This window comes from Bradyrhizobium sp. Mp19 (assembly GCF_029952935.1).
Lineage (GTDB): Bacteria > Pseudomonadota > Alphaproteobacteria > Rhizobiales > Xanthobacteraceae > Bradyrhizobium > Bradyrhizobium elkanii.
Genome location: NZ_JASAUT010000057.1, coordinates 17117 through 32623, shown reverse-complemented (window position 1 = coordinate 32623; position 15507 = coordinate 17117). Strand labels below are relative to the sequence as shown.

Genomic DNA, 15507 nt, shown 5'->3' with positions numbered 1-15507 from the left:
CGAGTGTCGCTTGTCTGCCACGGCGATCGCTGTAAGAGCATGGATTCAATGAGCGTGCAGGATTTTGCCTTGGCGGCCGAGGTCGCGGCGCGACGCCGGTGGGGCGCCACCGCGGCGCTGCTCGCGCTCGTGGTCCTGCTGCTGCTGATCTCGCTCGGCATCGGGCCGGTGCGGCTGTCGCCGCTTGCGGTGATCGAGGCGCTGTTCGGCGGCGGCAGCGATGTGGCGCAGGTGATCGTGCGCGAGATCCGCCTGCCGCGCACCATCCTGGCATTCGCGATCGGCGCTATTCTCGGGCTGTCCGGTGCGGCGCTGCAAGGGCTGCTGCGTAATCCGCTGGCCTCGCCGTCGCTGTTCGGCGCGCCGCAATCGGCGGCCTTCGGCGCGGTGCTGGTGATCGCGCTGGGCCTCGCCGATGTGCGCTCCTATGCGCTGCCGGTGGTGGCGATCATCGCCGCCTTCGGCTCGGTGTTCGCGCTGCTTGCGATCGCCGGCCGCAATGCCGGGCTCTTGATCCTGATCCTCGCCGGGCTTGCGATCTCGAGCTTTGCGGGGGCGGCGACGGCGCTGGTGATGAATCTCTCGAGCAATCCGTTCGTGGTGTTGGAGATCGCGTTCTGGCTGCTCGGCTCGCTGGAGGACCGCAGCTTCCAGCACGTGGCGCTGGCACTGCCCTTCATCGTCGCGGGCGCCGCCATCCTGCTCAGCCAGGCGAACGCCTTCCGCGCGCTGACGCTTGGCGAGGAGGCGGCGCAGAGCCTCGGCGTCGATGTCGGGCGGTTGCGGCTACTCGTCATCACGGGCGTGGCGCTCGGCGTCGGCGGCGCGGTCGCGGTCACCGGCACGATCGGTTTCATCGGCCTCGTCGCGCCGCATCTGATGCGTCCGCTGATCGGTCACGATCCGGCGCGGCTCTTGGTGCCGAGCGCGCTCACCGGCTCGGCGCTGCTGCTCGCGGCCGATATCGCGGCGCGTATCATCCCCTCGACCTCGGACATCAAGGTCGGCGTGCTGACCTCGATCATCGGCGTGCCGTTCTTCCTTTACCTCATCATGCGCGAACGCCGCGCGCTCGGCGGAGGTGTGGCATGACGCTGCTCTCCTCCGCCGCTCTCAATGCCTCGCTCGGCAGCCGCAAGGTGCTGCACGATATCTCGCTGTCGCTGCCATCGGGCCATCTGGTCGCGCTGGTCGGGCCGAACGGCGCCGGCAAGACCACGCTGCTGCGTGCACTGGCCGGGCTGATTCCCTCCGACGGCGAGATCCGGATCGGCGGCGATCCGCTGGCGTCGCTGCCGCTGCGCGAGCGTGCGAAGCGCTTTGCCTATCTGCCGCAGGGGCACATGGTGCACTGGCCGCTGCCGGCGCGCGACATTGTCGCGCTCGGCCGCTATCCGCACGGCGCGACCGATCCGGCGCGGCTGTCGCCGACGGATATGGAGGCGGTGCTGCGGGCGATGCAGGCGGTCGACGTAACTGAATTCAGCGATCGCCGCGTCACCGAACTCTCCGGCGGCGAGCGCAGCCGCGTCGCGCTGGCCCGGGTGCTCGCGGTGGAGGCGCCGGTGATCCTCGCCGACGAGCCGACCGCCTCGCTCGATCCGCGCCATCAGATCGACGTGATGCAGAAGCTGCGCAACGTCGCCGACACCGGCGTGCTGGTGATCGTGGTGACGCACGATCTCGGGCTCGCGGCGCGCTTTGCCGATCATGTGCTGGTGCTCGCGGAGGGGCGGCTGGCCGCACAGGGCGCGCCTGTCGAGGCATTGTCGGAGAGCGTCCTCGCCAGCGTGTTCCGGGTCAGCGCCTATCGTGCCGAATTTCAGCGGGAGGCCGTCATCGTGCCGTGGGCGGACGTGTGATGTGGCCGCTGCCTCACCACGAGCCCAGTTCACCTCTCCCGCTTGCGGGGGAGGTCGCTGCGCTCGAAGAGCGCAGCGGGTGGGGGCTCTCTCCGCGAGATGACTCGCGGCGACACCCCCACCCCAACCCTCCCCCGCAAGCGGGAGAGGGAGCACACCTTCAGCGTGGCAGCCGTCTTGCTTCGCTCTGTCTTGCGCTTATGTTTTCGGTTCTTGCCTGGTTCATGCCGGCGAGCATCTCCTTTGCCGCCGGACCGCGCATCGTCTCGATGAATGTCTGCAGCGACCAGCTTGTGCTGTCGCTGGCCGATCCGGACCAGATCATCGGTCTCAGCCGCTTCTCGCGCGATGCCTGGCAATCCTGGGCCGCCGAGAAGGCGCGAAATTTTCCGCGCCTGTCCGGCGAGGCTGAGGACGTGCTGATGCTCAAGCCCGATCTCGTCGTGGTCAGCCTGTTCGACAAGCGCGCGACCCGCGACCTGTTGAAGGCCAACGGGCTGCACCTCGTCGAATTCACGGTGCCGCGCACGCTGGACGAAGTGAAGGAGCAGATTCGCGCGATGGGCGATGTGGTGCAGCATCCCGATCGCGCGGAGGCCGCGATCGCGCGCCTCGACGCGGCCACCACCCGGGCGCGGGCCGCGGCAAGCGCGCATCACTACCGCGTGCTGCCGCTGGAGCGGCGCGGCTTTGTGCCTGGCGACGGCAGCCTGGTCAGCTCGCTGCTGGCGGCAGCCGGCCTCGCCAACGCCGCCGGCGAACTTGGCGTCGGCGCAGGCGGGTTTGCTTCGCTGGAGGCGATCGTAAAACTGCGGCCGGATTTCATCCTGGTGTCGGAAGCCGGCGACCGCGCCGAGGATGACGGTCGCGCCTTCCTGCTGCATCCGGCGCTGGAGCGCTTCTATCCGCAAAGCAAGCGCATCGTGCTGCCCGAGCGGCTCACCGTGTGCGGCGGCGTGATGCTGGCGGATGCGCTGGATCGGCTGACGGAAGAGTTGCAGCGAGTGACGCGGTGATCCTTCGTCATCCGTCATCCTGAGGAGCGCGTAGCGCGTCTCGAAGGATGCACGGCCCGGATGTCTCCAAATGTTTGCGGACAGGACGTGGCCGTGCACCCTTCGAGGCTCGCTCCGCTCGCACCTCAGGGTGACGGTCTCATATTTTCGTGTGGGCTAGACGGTTGGACGTTTACCCCATCACCACCGGCCCGCCGGCCTTCTTCCACGCATCGATGCCGCCTTCGATATGAGCGGTATTGACCAGTCCGGCCTTCTTCGCGGCGGCCACCGCCATCGCCGAACGCTCGCCGAAGGCACAGAAGAACACGACGCGGCGGCCGGTTGCGGCCGCGACTTCGCGCAGCATGCCGCCGGGCTGCAGGGTGGCGCAGATTCCGGGATAGGGCGCGTGCAGCGCGCCCGCGAGCGTGCCGTGCTTGGCCCGCTCGCCGCTCTCGCGCAAATCGACCAGGAGGATATCGGGCCGGCCGAGGCTCGCGATGGCGTCGCGCGCGTTGAGGGAGAGGCCTTCCTTGGCGAGTTCGTCCTGGTGCAGGCCGACATGCATGTTGGCGGGCACCACGACATCCATCAGCTTCGGGTTCGGCAAATTGAGGTTGTTCATCAGCTCGACATAGTCGTCGATCGATTTGACCTGCAGCCGCGGATTGTAGCGCTTCTCCTCGCCGATGGTGGAGACGGTGTCGCCCTTGTAGTCATGCGCGGGGAACACCATAGTCTCCTCGGGCAGCTTCAGCAGGCGGTTGAAGATCGAATCGTACTGCGCCCGCGCGCTGCCGTTCTGGAAGTCGGTGCGGCCGGTGCCGCGGATCAGCAGCGTGTCGCCGGTGAAGACGCGGTCGCCCATTAAATAACTATAGGAATCGTCGGTGTGGCCGGGCGTGTACATTGCCTCGAGGCAAAGGCCCTCGATCGTCACCTTGTCGCCGTCGGAGACGCGCATCGACACCACGTCGGCCTTGCTCTGCTCGCCCATGATGGTGATGCACTGGGTGCGGTCGCGCAGCTCGCCGAGGCCGGTGACGTGATCGGCATGCAGATGGGTGTCGACGGCCTTGACCAGCCTGAGGTCGAGTTCCTGCAGCAGCTTGCAGTAGCGGTCGGCCTTCTCCAGCACCGGATCGAGGATCAATGCCTCGCCGCCGGCGCGGCTCGCGAGCAGATAGCTGTAGGTGCCGGATACGCTGTCGAAGAGCTGGCGAAAGATCATGACGGCTTACCTATTCTCCGGGCCGAGTCACATGGAGGATATTATTCCATAGATAGGGTCCATTCAAAGCAAATCCATCCCCGCGCGACTCCTGTCCCGTCACCCCCGCGCAAAGGCTTCGCCTTTGTCGCTGGAGGTGCTCGCGAAGCGAGCCTCGAAGGGTGGACGGCCCGAATCTTCCAGGAAAGGAACGGCGCTCGTGAAGACATCGGGGCCGTGCATCCTTCGAGACGCCGCTTCGCGGCTCCTCAGGGGTGACGGGTTCGATGGGTTTGGGCTGACGCGAGCTCTACGGCCGCACGTAACTCGAGCCCTGCTCCTGCAGCTCCATCAGGTGCACCACTTCGATGGTACGATGGTGGCGTCGGGGACGACGGCGATCAGGGTTACGGACGGACCAGCGTGTATCCGTTCTCGGTGAGCAGCAAAATCTGTGCGACGCCGACCTGCACGGGGGTGGCGGCGGCGATGTAGTCCGGCCGCTTGCCGCTGTCGCGCTCGATCGTGTCGACGGTGTTGAGGCAGATGTCGACCCGCGCGCCCTGCGCGACCAGGCTCTCGACCAGCTTGCGGTTCGGGTTGTCGGGCTTGAGCAGGTCGATGCCCGGGCCGAAGGCGACGATCTCGACCGCGACCTTGTCGGGATCGTAGTGCTTCATCAGATTGTTGGCGACGCTGATGACGAGGCCTTGCTTCCTCGGATCGTTGTCGGAGAGCTGCAGCACGACCTTGTGCTCGGCGAACGGCTTGTCCTGCAACGGCGCCAGCTGGGCGCGGGCGAGCGGCGTCGCCAGTGCGATCGCCGCGAGGCCGAGCGCCGCGATGATCGTGCGCCGCGTCATCCGTGCCTCGCGATGCCCGGATTGTCCTCGACGCCTTTCAGCGTCACGCCGGGTTCGTCGCGGTTCGGCGGCCGGCCGGAGCGCAGATGCCTGGCGACGACATCCCAGATCGGCGCGCCGCTCTGCTGGTTGACCGAGGCCCAGCCTGCGACCTTGTAGTGCTTGCCGGCTTCGAGATGCTTGCCGCTGCCGAGCTTCAGCTCGGAAATGCGCTTGCCGACGGTCTCGCCGGGCGTGCAGGTGTAGGCGAGGCCGCCGACGCGGACCATGTCGCCGCCCTGCTGATAATAGGGATCGACGTTGAACAGATTGTCGCAGACGTCTTCCAGCACATCCTTGATCTGGCTGCCGGTCATCGTGGCGACGTAGGTCTCCGGATAGGTGATCGCGGTTTCCGACAGCACGTCTTCCATGGTCAGCGGCTGGCCGGCGAGCGTGGTGATGCCCCAGCGGAAGCCCGGCGACAGCGCGATCTCGGCGTTGAGCTCGTTCAGCAGCGCATCGCAGATCAACTGATCGACGGTGCCGGAGAAATTGCCGCGGCGGTAGAGCAGCCGGTCGGCCGAGGCCAGCTTGCTGTTCCATTCGTCGACATGCGGATCGCGCATCTTGTCGATCAGCGTCTGCATCGCAGGATCGGGCTTGAGCAGTTCGGCGAACACCGGCAGCAGCCGGTAGCGGACATTGGCGACCTTGCCCTTGGCGAGATCGAGATCGAGCACGCCGATGAACTTGCCGTTGGAGCCGGCATTGGTCACCAGCGTGACGCCGCCGGCATTGGTCACCGTGATCGGGATCGGGATCGCGTCGTGGGTGTGGCCGCCGAGAATGACGTCGATGCCGGTGACGCGGCTGGCGAGCTTGAGGTCGACATCCATGCCGTTGTGCGACAGCAGGATCACCGCCTCGACCTTATCGTTATTGCGATGGCCGTCGACGAGCTTCTGCAGCTCCTCGTCGCGGATGCCGAACTTCCAGTCCGGCGTGAAGCGCTTCGGATGCGCGATCGGCACGTAGGGGAAGGCCTGGCCGATGATCGCGACGCGATGGCCGCCGATCTCCTTGATGAAGGACGGCTTGAACACCCGCCCCGAAGCCGGGTCGAACGCCTTGGCGTCGTTGAACGCGGCTTCCTCGGTCAGGAACACGTTCTGCGCCAGGAACTCGCCCTTGAAGCGGGAGAGGTTGTCGCGCAGCACCTGCTCGCCATAGGTGAATTCCCAGTGCCCGGTCATCGCCTCGATGCCGAGCAGATTGGCGGCCTCCACCATGTCGGCGCCGTTCATGGCGTTGGCAAGCCCTGAGCCCTGCCAGAGGTCGCCGCCGTCGAGCAGGATCGAACGCTTTTCGCCGACATCGGCGCGCAGCTTGTCGACCAGCGTCTTCAGGTGGGCGAAGCCGCCGAGCCGTCCGAACCGGCCGGCGGCCTTCTCGAACTCGACGCAGGTGAAGGCATAGGCGTCGGCGCTGTCGGGCCGGATGCCGAAGCGGTCGAGGAACGCCTTGCCGACGAGGTGCGGCGGCTGGCCGGCCATCGCGCCGACGCCGAGATTGACGCCGGGCTCGCGGAAGAACACCGGCTTCAGCTGCGCATGCGTGTCGGTCATGTGCAGGATGCGGGCGTTGCCGAACCGTTCGAGGTCGTAGACGCTGGCGGTGTCGGCGCTGCGCGCAAGGCGCGGCAGGCCGGCCGTCAGCGTTGCGGCGGCCGCAGCTTTCAGGAATTCCCGGCGGCGGATGATCATCATTCTCTCCGCGCGGCCCCTGGCCTGCGCGCTTTTAACGAACTTCCATGTCCTTCCAGCGTTCCTTTTCGCTGGTGGCCTGGAAGATCGAGGCCTTTGCCAGTGCCTCGGCCTCCGTGGCCTTGGCGACTGCGGTGTCGAAATCACCAGCCTCACCGGCCTTTTTTGCGGCAGATAATGTCGAGGCGGTGGTGGTCCACTGGTTGCGCAGGCTGCCGGCTTCCTTGTTGGCGGCTTCGGCCGCGGCGTAGGCCGCCTTGTAGTCGGCCTCGGAGGCGGCGAGGGCGCCGGTCGCGGTCGCGATCAGCAGGGCCGATGCTGCGAGGACAGCTTTGATGGCCGCGCTCATGGCCGTGCTCCCGGCCCCGAAATCGGCAGCCCGTTGCTGACATAGGACAAATAATATTCGAGGTTGCGGTACTCGTCGTCCTGCGGATTGAGCGGCACGCCGCGGATCTGGCTGTTGCAGGTGGTGAAGCGGCGGCTGGTCGTACCCATGCCGCTCCATTCCGAGCGGTAGATCGGCATCGCGTTCAGGATGCCGAGCGCCGGCGCCAGCACCTCGGCGCGGATCCGCTCGCCCGGGCTCTGGATGTGGCAGGTGGCGCAGGAGAAATTGAGCTGGCCGCGGCGGGTGTAGAAATATTCCTTGCCCTTCTGATAGGCATCGAGCGCGCGTGGATCGTTCGGGATCTTGATATCCATCGGCTTGCCGCGCGAGGTGAAGGCCATGTAGGCGGTGAGCGCCGCCATGTCGTCCTTCACATAGGAGAACGGCGCCTCGCCATTGGCTTCGCGGCAGCGGTTGAGCGCGAGCTCGAGCGTGACGACCTTGCCTTCCTTCTCGTCGAAGTAAGGATAGTTCTGGCGGATGCCGATGCCCTTGTTCGGGAAGCAGTCGGCGTAGGTCTTGCCGTTCTTGAACGGCGTTGCGAACATTTCCTTGCCGGCTTCGAGCGAGAACTCGTAGGGCGGAAACTGCTCCTTCTCCTCCCACTGTCTGTGTAGGTCCTCATTCATCGAATAGGGACCGTTGACGAAATCCTCGAGCTTCAGCTTGGGGAATTTGCTGGTGAAGAATTTCTGGAACGCGGCCTTGTCGGCGGCGGGATCGACGCTGTCGGCCGCGTGCGCTGGTGCGCACGCCAGCACGCCGAGCGCGAACGTGGCAATTGTTGCGCGGATTGCGAGGCGCCGCGTCATTGAATCTTCGCCGTGGTGGTGTCGGTCGCGCCTTTGTTGTCGACCCAACTGACCTTCAGATCGTCGCCCTTCTTGCCGCCCTTGAAGGCGAACTTGACATAGGGGTCCTTCGAGACGCCGCCGCCCCAGTCGGCGACGAACACCGGCTTGCCGTCATACTCGAAGGTGAGCTGCTGGATGAAATGCGGCGGAATGATCTCGCCCTTGGCGTCCTTGACGAAGCCGGAATCCATCGGGTGCTGGATCAGCGCCTGCACCTCGGTGGTGTCGCCGTTTGACGTGGCGCGCACGCGAATGCTCGATGCCATCGGTTTAGTCCTCTGTTGTCGCGACGGCCCATCGACGGGCTCGCTTCACCTCTCCCGCTTGCGGGGGAGCATAGGCCGCCTTCAGCGGCCGTCTCTGAAGAACGCCGAAGCAAGGCTTCGGCAGCGTCGCATCGCTAGATGCGATCCGGGTGGGGGCTCTCTCCAAACGAAGAATGTCCATCGTGGCGATACCCCCACCCCAACCTCGAGAGCGAGCTTCGCTCGCCTCGGACCCCGCAAGCGGGAGAGGGGGCACAGCGAGTTCGCGGGTTCGATCGACGCTCATATATGCACTAGCCGCCGCAGCCGCCGACGGTGACCTTGATTTCCTTCTTGGCGCTGTAGAGCTTGCCGCCGGCCTCGACGATCACGGTGACGTTGCTGGTCTTCGCCATCTTGATGCGGTTGGCGACGGTCGGCAGCGTGCCCGCCGGAATCTTGTACGACGCCACCAGCGAAATCGGGTTCTCGCTCACCAGAAACGAGATCGAGGTGACATCGGCCAGCGTCGTGGTCGCGGAGATCGGCACCACCGCGCCGTTCTCGGCGATCTCCGGCGCGTCCATCTTGACCTTGTCCGTCGGCTCGGCGGTCTTGCCATAGAGCGCCTTGATCGCGTCGGCCTCGGTCTTCTGCTTGAATGCGTCTTCGGGATATTTGTCGTTGGCGGCGGCGAGCGCCTGCGGCACGTCGAACGGAATGACGCCGAGGCCGATCAGCGCGGCGACGCCCGCGCCCTTCAGCACCATCCGGCGCGCTCTAGAAAATTCGCTGGTCGTGATGTTCATCAAAAAAATCTCCTCAAGCGACGGTTGCGGCGTCACAGCGTCTGCAGGAAGTCCACCACCGCGTCGATTTCCTTCTCGCTCAAAATCCGGTTTCGGCCGAACGGCGGCATCACCGTCTGTGGATTGCGCTTGGTCTCGTCGGTCACGATCGCGATCAGCTCGTCACGGCTGTATTTGGCCTTCAGGCCGCTCAGCTCGGGGCCGATCGTGCCGGGCAGGTCGCCGCCCTTGATGACGTGGCAGGTCAGGCAATTGCCCTTGCCGCGGTCGAAGGCGAGCTTTTGTCCCTCGGCGGCGGATTGGGCCTGCGCGGGCGCGGCCATGGCGGTGCCTGCCAGCAGCGCCAGGACGAAGGCTGACTTGGAGAAAGTGGCGATCAAGGACGTTTCCCGGGCTTCAATCTCGATGATCCCATCGCAATATAAAGAGTGGAAAGCACAAAGGCCATCGGCTGGCAACACGGAGAATAGGAGTGTTGTGATGGGGTTAATGTCAGGGGCGACATAGACGAGATTAGACCCGTCACCCCCGCGCAACGGCTTGCCGTTGTCGCTGGAGGTGCGAGCGGAGCGAGCCTCGAAGGGTCGACGGCCCGACCGCGGCCGATTCATCCTTCGAGGCTCGCAAGAGCTCGCACCTCAGGATGACGGATCAGCAGTGTCGGCATCCCGGTTCCGGTTTTGCTGATGGAGCGGCCTGATCTAGAAGCGGTAAGGAGAAGCGCGGTGGCGGAATTCGTGGCGGAGTTCGGCAAGGACGGCCAACCGGTCGAGGCGGACGGGCGGCTCGATGCGCCGGCGTTCCATCGCAACCATCAGCCGATCTGGATCGTCCTGAAAGACTACCTCGCCGGCCAATCCGGCGACGTGCTGGAAGTCGGCAGCGGCACCGGCCAGCATGTCGTCTATTTCGCCGGTCAAACGCCCGACATCACCTGGTGGCCGAGCGACCTCCATGCGGCGCACCTGCGCAGCATCGAGGCCTGGCGCGCGCATGCCGGCCTTGCCAACATCCGGCCGCCGCAGCCGATCGATCTGTCCGATCCCGCCTGGTCGCCGGCGCCGACGGACGGCAAAGGTCCGGACAAACTGCTCGCGATCTTCTGCGCCAATGTGATCCACATCGCGCCGTGGCGCGTCGCCGAGGGCCTGTTCGCCGGCGCCGCGCGGCACCTGCGCGCCGACGGCCGGCTGTTGCTCTACGGCCCGTTCAAGCGCGGCGGCAAGCACACCGCGCTCAGCAATGCCGTGTTCGACACGTCGTTGCGCGAGCGCGACGCCGAGTGGGGCGTGCGCGACATCGCCGATCTCGAGACGCTTGCGGGAAGCGTCGGGCTCAAGCTCGCCGGCAGCTTCGAAATGCCGGCCAACAACATGATTCTGGTTTTTGCCCGCAAGTAGCCGCGCTCAATCGTAAGCCAGGCACCAGCCTGGCCCACGCAGCCAGCAACGTTCGTCGGGGATCCCGGCGTCGCGGTAGAGCCGGGTCACGTTCTGCCAGCCGCCGCGGGCGAAGGCTTCGGCGAGCGTTTTTTCGGACGTCTCGTCCCGGCCGCCGTCGCAGGGAATGATCGCGACCGGCGATATCCAGTCCGCTTGATACTCTGCGCCCTCGCGCCGGATCCGGAACACGGCGCCGGAGCGCGCCACCTGCTCCGGCGCGCCACCCTTGAATCCCTCGTCCGACGTCAGCGGCAGGATCAGGCGGCCGCCGGCGGCGAGCCCGTCGAGCCATCGCGCGGCAGGCCGGGTGCAGCCGGCGTTGACATAGATCACGTCGGCGGACTCGAACGGCGCAATCGTGCCGTCGCCCTGGATGATCTCGACATTTGCGTAAGCGGCGAGATTGGCGCGCGCGTCCGCCGCAAGGTCCGGATCGTATTCGATGCCGGTCACGCGGCCGGACGGTCCGACCAGATGCGCGAGGATCGCGGTGTAGTACCCTGTGCCCGTGCCGATATGCACCACGTGCTCGCCGGTGGCGGCCGCGGCCTGGTGCATGAGATGGGCGTGGAGCGACGGCTGGCCGTTGTTGAGACGCCGCTCGGGGCGCAAGGCGACGAGATCGTTGGTGTACAGATAGACCGGGTCGGCATCGGGCGTCGGCGCATAGTCGCGGCTCCACCATCGCAGCATCATCCATGGTCCCGGGCCGACGAAGTCCTCGCGGGGAATGGCGGCGAAGGCCTCCGTCAGCCGCGGATTGATGGTGTTGGCGGCGGCCAGGATCTGCTTGGCATAGGCCGCGCGGATGACGCGGAGTTCGGCTTGCGGGTCCATTGCCGCGGTCTCCCACGATGTCGCCTGTTGTGTGATTTGACACACCGATGTGTGTGAAATAGCATACTCCGACGACGGAGGCCAGAATGAAGAGGCGGCTTTATCCGGCCGTGCTGGAGCGCGGGCCGCGCGGCGCGTTCGGGGCATGGTTCCCGGATTTTCCCGGCTGCGTCGCCGCGGGGCGATCGCAGGAAGACGCGATCGAGCGCGCCGAGCAAACGCTGGCGCAGACCGTCGACGGCTGGGTCGAGCAGGGCAAGCCATTGCCGGAGCCGACCCCGATCGAGCGCATCGTGGCGCCGAAGGGCTCGGACGTCGCGGCCTTCTTCATGATCGGCGTCGATCCGCCCGACCCGTCCGAGCGCGTCAACGTCTATTTGCCGAAGAGCCTGATCACACGGATCGACAAGCATGCCGCCGGACTCGGCATGAGCCGTTCGAGCTTTTTCGGTTTCGCTGCGACGCTCGCGCTTGAATGGCACGTTCACAAGCCGCACCTCGTCGGGCCGCGCTCCAAGGTCCACAAGACCGGCGCGCTGCGCGCCGAGAAGCGGCCTGGCAAGAAGCCAGCGCGGTAGAAAGTCCGTCGTCACGCCATTGTTCAACTCTATCACCGTCACCCTGAGGAGGCCGCAACGCGGCCGTCTCGAAGGGTCGATGGCCCGGCTGTTGGCCGTGCATCCTTCGAGACGCGCTACGCGCTCCTCAGGATGACGGTACTGATAGAAGTGCCGGGCTGCTGTGACGTCACTCTGTGAGAGCAAGCGATGTCGTGTGCGCCTCCTGCATGGCCTCGGTCCGTTTGCGCCGGTTGATCGGCCTCGACCCGCTCTCCATAGTGCCGGCGATTGGGGGCTCCCGCCGGGGCTTCGAGGCGGGACTACCGATGATCGACGTGACAGCATCCGATGAGGCGGCCGACGACGCGCAGGCGCGCAGCAATGTGTGGCGGCTTGCGGCGGCGCAGGCGCTGACCGGCGCCAATTCGGCGGTGATCTTCGCCACCGGCTCGATCGTCGGCGCGACGCTGGCACCCGACGTCTCGCTCGCGACGGTGCCGCTCTCGATGTATGTGCTCGGGCTTGCCGCCGGCACGCTGCCGACCGGCGCGATCTCGCGCGCCTATGGCAGGCGCGTCGCCTTCATCATCGGCACCTTCTGCGGCACGCTCACCGGCGCGCTCGGCGCCTGGGCGATCCTGCACTCATCGTTCTGGCTGTTCTGCGGCGCGACCTTCCTCGGCGGGCTCTACGGCGCCGTCGCGCAGTCCTACCGCTTTGCCGCCGCCGATGGCGCCAGCGTCGCGTTCCGGCCCAAGGCGGTGTCCTGGGTGATGGCCGGCGGCGTGTTCGCCGGCGTGCTCGGGCCGCAGCTCGTGCAGTGGACCATGGACATCTGGCCGCCCTATCTGTTCGCGTTCTCCTTCGTGATGCAGGCGCTGGTCGCGCTGGTGGCGATGGCGGTGCTGTCGGGCGTCGACGCGCCGAAGCCTGCGGCTGCGGACCTGCATGGCGGCCGCCCGCTGCTCGAGATCGCAAAGCAGCCCCGCTTCATTGCCGCGGCGCTGTGCGGCGTGATCGCCTATCCGATGATGAATTTGGTGATGACCTCGGCGCCGCTCGCCATGAAGATGTGCGGGCTGTCGGTCAGCGATTCCAACTTCGGCATTCAGTGGCACATCGTTGCGATGTACGGCCCGAGCTTCTTCACGGGCTCGCTGATCGCGCGGTTCGGCGCGCCCGTTATCGTCGCGCTCGGGCTGGTGCTCGAGGCGGTGGCCGCGATGATCGGATTGTCAGGCGTCACTGCGCCGCACTTCTGGGCGACGCTGTTCGTGCTCGGGATCGGCTGGAATTTCGCCTTTGTTGGCGCTTCCGCGCTGGTGCTGGAAACGCACCGGCCGCAGGAACGCAACAAGGTGCAGGCGTTCAACGATTTCCTCGTGTTCGGCATGATGGCGATCGGCTCGTTCTCGTCGGGCCAACTGCTCGCGCATTACGGCTGGAATGCCGTCAACTGGGTGGTGTTCCCGCCTGTGCTGCTCGGCCTTGCCGTGCTCTCGTTCGCTTCATTCGCCAGGCGACGCACGAAATTGCGCGCGGTGGAAGAAATCCCGGATCCCAGCATCTAGGCATGATCCGGAAAAGTGTGGCGCGGTTTTCCGCAAGATCATGCCCAAAAGGGTCTCCTGCTGCCAATTGCTGACACTTCGATCCGTTTCGAAGTGACCGGCTTGCACGGCTCCTTACATCGTGAGAACGGATAAAACCGGTCATGACGATGTCGGAAGCAAGAGCAAGAAATGGACGCATCCTCACCCACGCTATCAGACGAATCCTCGCTTGGTTATGAGGGCTGGCGCATCGTCGTCGTCTGCTTCCTGCTTGCGACCTTCGGCTGGGGACTGGGCTTCTACGGCCAGAGCGTCTATGTCGCCGAGCTGCAGCGGCTGCACGGCTGGCCGGCGTCGCTGATCTCTTCGGGCACGACCTTCTTCTACCTGTTCGGCGCGGCGCTGGTTGCCTTCGTCAGCGAGGCGATCAAGGCGTTCGGCGCGCGCAGCTGCCTGATCGCCGGCACCTTCGCGATGGCGATCGCGGCGGTTGCGATCGGCGAGGTGCGCGAGCCCTGGCAGCTCTATCTCGCCGATGCGCTGCTGGCGTTCGGCTGGGCCGGCACCAGCCTCGGCATCATCACCAACACGCTCGGCCTGTGGTTCGACAAGAAGCGCGGCATGGCGATCAGCCTGGCGCTGAACGGCGCGAGCTTCGGCGGCATCGTCGGCGTGCCGCTGCTGGTGGCGGGGATCGGCGCTTTCGGCTTCTCCGGTGCGATGATCGCGGCCGCGATGCTGCTGATCGTGGTGATGGTGCCTGTCATCCTGATCTTTGTCGGGCGGCCGCCGGCGCATCTGCACGCGGTCACGGCCGCCGCTGCCGACGCGCCGTCGGCGACCCAGGTGCGCGCGCGGGCGCTGCGCGACATCCGCTTTCTCTCGGTGTCGATCGCCTTCGCGCTGGTGCTGTTCGCCCAGGTCGGCTTCATCGTGCATCTGATCGCCTATCTCGATCAGGTGATCGGCCGCGAGCGCGCGACGGTGGCGATGGCGCTCTTGACCGCGATGGCCGTGGTCGGGCGCGTCTCGTTCTCCTTCGTGATCGACCGGCTCAACCAGCGGCTGGCATCGGCGCTGTCCTTTGTCAGCCAGGCGGTCGCGCTCGCCGTCATCATTAATGTGCACAATGACGTGGCGCAGATCGCCGCCTGCGCGCTGTTCGGCTTCTCGGTCGGCAATCTGATCACGCTGCCGGCACTGATCGTGCAGCGCGAATTCGATCCGCGTGCATTCGGCGTGCTGGTCAGCCTGATCACCGCGATCAACCAGATCACCTACGCCTTCGGCCCCGGCGTGATCGGGCTGCTGCGCGATCTCTCGGGCAGCTATTCGCTGCCGTTCTACGGCTGCATTGGCCTCGAGCTGATCGCGGCGGCGACGATCATGACGAAAGGGAAGTAGCCCCGTTGGCTCCATCCGGGCCACCTTTCCACCTCCCCTTGAAAAGGGGAGGTCGCTTTGCTCGCAGAGCAAAGCGGGTGGGGATCTGCTCTCTCCACTTGCAGCAGAGCCCGTGGCTGACCCCCATCCCGACCTTCCCCCTTTCAGGGGGAAGGAGAATAAAGACCTGTAGTAGCCTGTAGCCGGATGACGCGAAGCGCAATCCGGGAACAGTATCACCTCTTGGAGGGAATTCCGGATTTCGCTGCGCTTCATCCGGGCTACGATCTCTGTCACGACTTCTTGGGCCGCTTCTTCGCCTTCTTCGGCTCGCTGATCTTGCCGGCCGCCGCGACGCGGAGCAGGCGTCGGAAGGTCGGGCATTCCATGTGGCTCGGAGCCGGGCAGACGGCGGCGTGGCGCAGGCCGTCGCGCATCGCGTTGAGCCTGCGGATGGTGCGGTCGAGCTCGTCGGCCTTGGCAGAAAGCATTTTCCGGTCGATGCGCGGCCTTCCATCGGGCGCGAACATCCTTGCGATCTCGTCGAGCGAGAAGCCGGAGGCGCGCCCGAGCGCGATCAGCGCCAGCCGGTCGAGCACCGCCGGATCGAACAGGCGGCGCAACCCGCGCCGGCCATGCGAGGCGATCAGACCTTTCTCCTCGTAGAAGCGCAAAGTCGAGGCGCGCACGCCCGACAGCTCCGCCACCTCCGCGATATCGATGTCCCGCATGGCCCTTGACCTCAAGTTCACTTG

General features: G+C 66.0%; 17 protein-coding genes. 7 read left to right on the top strand and 10 right to left on the bottom strand.

Annotation, left to right across the window (positions count from 1 at the left end; translation table 11 throughout):
- The first annotated feature begins 48 nt into the window (after positions 1 to 48).
- From QJT82_RS37060 to QJT82_RS37050, 3 genes are all read left to right on the top strand, one after another.
- Positions 49 to 1092 carry an iron ABC transporter permease gene (locus QJT82_RS37060; protein WP_028343536.1) on the top strand — a complete coding sequence of 348 codons (1044 nt, stop codon included), beginning with the start codon at positions 49 to 51 and terminating at the stop codon, positions 1090 to 1092.
- A complete protein-coding gene (locus tag QJT82_RS37055; protein ID WP_028343535.1) occupies positions 1089 to 1862 on the top strand; it encodes an ABC transporter ATP-binding protein in 774 nt (257 codons plus the stop codon). The genes QJT82_RS37060 and QJT82_RS37055 overlap by 4 nt, the downstream gene beginning before the upstream one ends.
- A gap of 200 nt (positions 1863 to 2062) precedes the next feature.
- Positions 2063 to 2878 (top strand): ABC transporter substrate-binding protein, encoded by an 816-nt coding sequence (locus QJT82_RS37050; protein ID WP_028343534.1) that lies wholly within the window; start codon positions 2063 to 2065, stop codon positions 2876 to 2878.
- 172 nt (positions 2879 to 3050) lie between these two features.
- On the opposite strand, the gene QJT82_RS37045 is transcribed toward QJT82_RS37050, so the two are convergent.
- The 8 genes from QJT82_RS37045 to soxX all read right to left on the bottom strand — a co-directional run bounded on the left by QJT82_RS37045 (position 3051) and on the right by soxX (position 9300).
- Positions 3051 to 4091 (bottom strand): MBL fold metallo-hydrolase, encoded by a 1041-nt coding sequence (locus tag QJT82_RS37045; RefSeq protein ID WP_028343533.1) that lies wholly within the window; start codon positions 4089 to 4091, stop codon positions 3051 to 3053.
- Between the two features lie 386 nt (positions 4092 to 4477).
- Positions 4478 to 4933, bottom strand: coding sequence for a hypothetical protein (locus QJT82_RS37040; protein WP_028343532.1), 456 nt, complete (start codon positions 4931 to 4933; stop codon positions 4478 to 4480).
- Positions 4930 to 6678, bottom strand: coding sequence for a thiosulfohydrolase SoxB (soxB, locus tag QJT82_RS37035; protein ID WP_028343531.1), 1749 nt, complete (start codon positions 6676 to 6678; stop codon positions 4930 to 4932). The genes QJT82_RS37040 and soxB overlap by 4 nt, the downstream gene beginning before the upstream one ends.
- 34 nt (positions 6679 to 6712) lie before the next feature.
- Positions 6713 to 7027, bottom strand: a complete 315-nt coding sequence (locus QJT82_RS37030) for a hypothetical protein (RefSeq protein ID WP_080686912.1) — start codon at positions 7025 to 7027, stop codon at positions 6713 to 6715.
- Positions 7024 to 7881: a sulfur oxidation c-type cytochrome SoxA gene (gene soxA / locus QJT82_RS37025; RefSeq protein WP_035632784.1), complete on the bottom strand. Its 858-nt coding sequence runs from the start codon at positions 7879 to 7881 to the stop codon at positions 7024 to 7026. Before soxA ends, QJT82_RS37030 begins: the two co-directional genes overlap by 4 nt.
- Entirely contained in the window at positions 7878 to 8189 is a 312-nt protein-coding gene (soxZ, locus tag QJT82_RS37020; RefSeq protein WP_016848045.1) for a thiosulfate oxidation carrier complex protein SoxZ, read from the bottom strand. The genes soxA and soxZ overlap by 4 nt, the downstream gene beginning before the upstream one ends.
- Before the next feature lie 293 nt (positions 8190 to 8482).
- Positions 8483 to 8977 (bottom strand): thiosulfate oxidation carrier protein SoxY, encoded by a 495-nt coding sequence (soxY, locus tag QJT82_RS37015; protein ID WP_028343528.1) that lies wholly within the window; start codon positions 8975 to 8977, stop codon positions 8483 to 8485.
- 32 nt (positions 8978 to 9009) lie between these two features.
- Positions 9010 to 9300: a sulfur oxidation c-type cytochrome SoxX gene (soxX, locus tag QJT82_RS37010; RefSeq protein WP_051448082.1), complete on the bottom strand. Its 291-nt coding sequence runs from the start codon at positions 9298 to 9300 to the stop codon at positions 9010 to 9012.
- Positions 9301 to 9702: 402 nt separating this feature from the next.
- On the opposite strand from soxX, the gene QJT82_RS37005 reads away from it, so the two are divergent.
- Positions 9703 to 10377 (top strand): DUF938 domain-containing protein, encoded by a 675-nt coding sequence (locus tag QJT82_RS37005; RefSeq protein WP_028343526.1) that lies wholly within the window; start codon positions 9703 to 9705, stop codon positions 10375 to 10377.
- 6 nt (positions 10378 to 10383) lie between these two features.
- Here QJT82_RS37005 and QJT82_RS37000 read toward each other — a convergent pair whose 3' ends face one another.
- Positions 10384 to 11256 (bottom strand): methyltransferase domain-containing protein, encoded by an 873-nt coding sequence (locus tag QJT82_RS37000; RefSeq protein WP_028343525.1) that lies wholly within the window; start codon positions 11254 to 11256, stop codon positions 10384 to 10386.
- 86 nt (positions 11257 to 11342) lie between these two features.
- Between QJT82_RS37000 and QJT82_RS36995 the strand changes: the two genes are divergently transcribed.
- The 3 genes from QJT82_RS36995 to QJT82_RS36985 all read left to right on the top strand — a co-directional run bounded on the left by QJT82_RS36995 (position 11343) and on the right by QJT82_RS36985 (position 14773).
- Positions 11343 to 11834, top strand: a complete 492-nt coding sequence (locus QJT82_RS36995; RefSeq protein WP_028343524.1) for a type II toxin-antitoxin system HicB family antitoxin — start codon at positions 11343 to 11345, stop codon at positions 11832 to 11834.
- A gap of 308 nt (positions 11835 to 12142) precedes the next feature.
- Positions 12143 to 13387 (top strand): MFS transporter, encoded by a 1245-nt coding sequence (locus tag QJT82_RS36990; RefSeq protein ID WP_028343523.1) that lies wholly within the window; start codon positions 12143 to 12145, stop codon positions 13385 to 13387.
- 171 nt (positions 13388 to 13558) lie between these two features.
- The gene (locus tag QJT82_RS36985) at positions 13559 to 14773 is read left to right on the top strand and encodes an MFS transporter (protein ID WP_028343522.1); all 1215 of its coding nucleotides are present in this window, start codon (positions 13559 to 13561) and stop codon (positions 14771 to 14773) included.
- Between the two features lie 272 nt (positions 14774 to 15045).
- Here the strand turns inward: QJT82_RS36985 and QJT82_RS36980 are convergent, their stop codons facing one another.
- Complete coding sequence (locus tag QJT82_RS36980; RefSeq protein ID WP_028343521.1) at positions 15046 to 15483, bottom strand: helix-turn-helix domain-containing protein; 438 nt, start codon at positions 15481 to 15483, stop codon at positions 15046 to 15048.
- Between the last annotated feature and the right edge of the window lie 24 nt (positions 15484 to 15507).

Coding starts and splice junctions, on each gene's coding strand:
- soxB (WP_028343531.1), bottom strand. CDS start 6,678: ATGATCATCCGCCGCCGGGAATTCCTGAAAGCTGCGGCCGCCGCAACG.
- soxA (WP_035632784.1), bottom strand. CDS start 7,881: ATGACGCGGCGCCTCGCAATCCGCGCAACAATTGCCACGTTCGCGCTC.
- QJT82_RS36985 (WP_028343522.1), top strand. CDS start 13,559: ATGGACGCATCCTCACCCACGCTATCAGACGAATCCTCGCTTGGTTAT.
- soxY (WP_028343528.1), bottom strand. CDS start 8,977: ATGAACATCACGACCAGCGAATTTTCTAGAGCGCGCCGGATGGTGCTG.
- QJT82_RS37060 (WP_028343536.1), top strand. CDS start 49: ATGAGCGTGCAGGATTTTGCCTTGGCGGCCGAGGTCGCGGCGCGACGC.
- QJT82_RS37055 (WP_028343535.1), top strand. CDS start 1,089: ATGACGCTGCTCTCCTCCGCCGCTCTCAATGCCTCGCTCGGCAGCCGC.
- QJT82_RS37000 (WP_028343525.1), bottom strand. CDS start 11,256: ATGGACCCGCAAGCCGAACTCCGCGTCATCCGCGCGGCCTATGCCAAG.
- soxZ (WP_016848045.1), bottom strand. CDS start 8,189: ATGGCATCGAGCATTCGCGTGCGCGCCACGTCAAACGGCGACACCACC.
- QJT82_RS37050 (WP_028343534.1), top strand. CDS start 2,063: ATGTTTTCGGTTCTTGCCTGGTTCATGCCGGCGAGCATCTCCTTTGCC.
- QJT82_RS37045 (WP_028343533.1), bottom strand. CDS start 4,091: ATGATCTTTCGCCAGCTCTTCGACAGCGTATCCGGCACCTACAGCTAT.
- QJT82_RS37030 (WP_080686912.1), bottom strand. CDS start 7,027: ATGAGCGCGGCCATCAAAGCTGTCCTCGCAGCATCGGCCCTGCTGATC.
- QJT82_RS37040 (WP_028343532.1), bottom strand. CDS start 4,933: ATGACGCGGCGCACGATCATCGCGGCGCTCGGCCTCGCGGCGATCGCA.
- QJT82_RS36980 (WP_028343521.1), bottom strand. CDS start 15,483: ATGCGGGACATCGATATCGCGGAGGTGGCGGAGCTGTCGGGCGTGCGC.
- QJT82_RS36990 (WP_028343523.1), top strand. CDS start 12,143: ATGATCGACGTGACAGCATCCGATGAGGCGGCCGACGACGCGCAGGCG.
- QJT82_RS36995 (WP_028343524.1), top strand. CDS start 11,343: ATGAAGAGGCGGCTTTATCCGGCCGTGCTGGAGCGCGGGCCGCGCGGC.
- soxX (WP_051448082.1), bottom strand. CDS start 9,300: ATGGCCGCGCCCGCGCAGGCCCAATCCGCCGCCGAGGGACAAAAGCTC.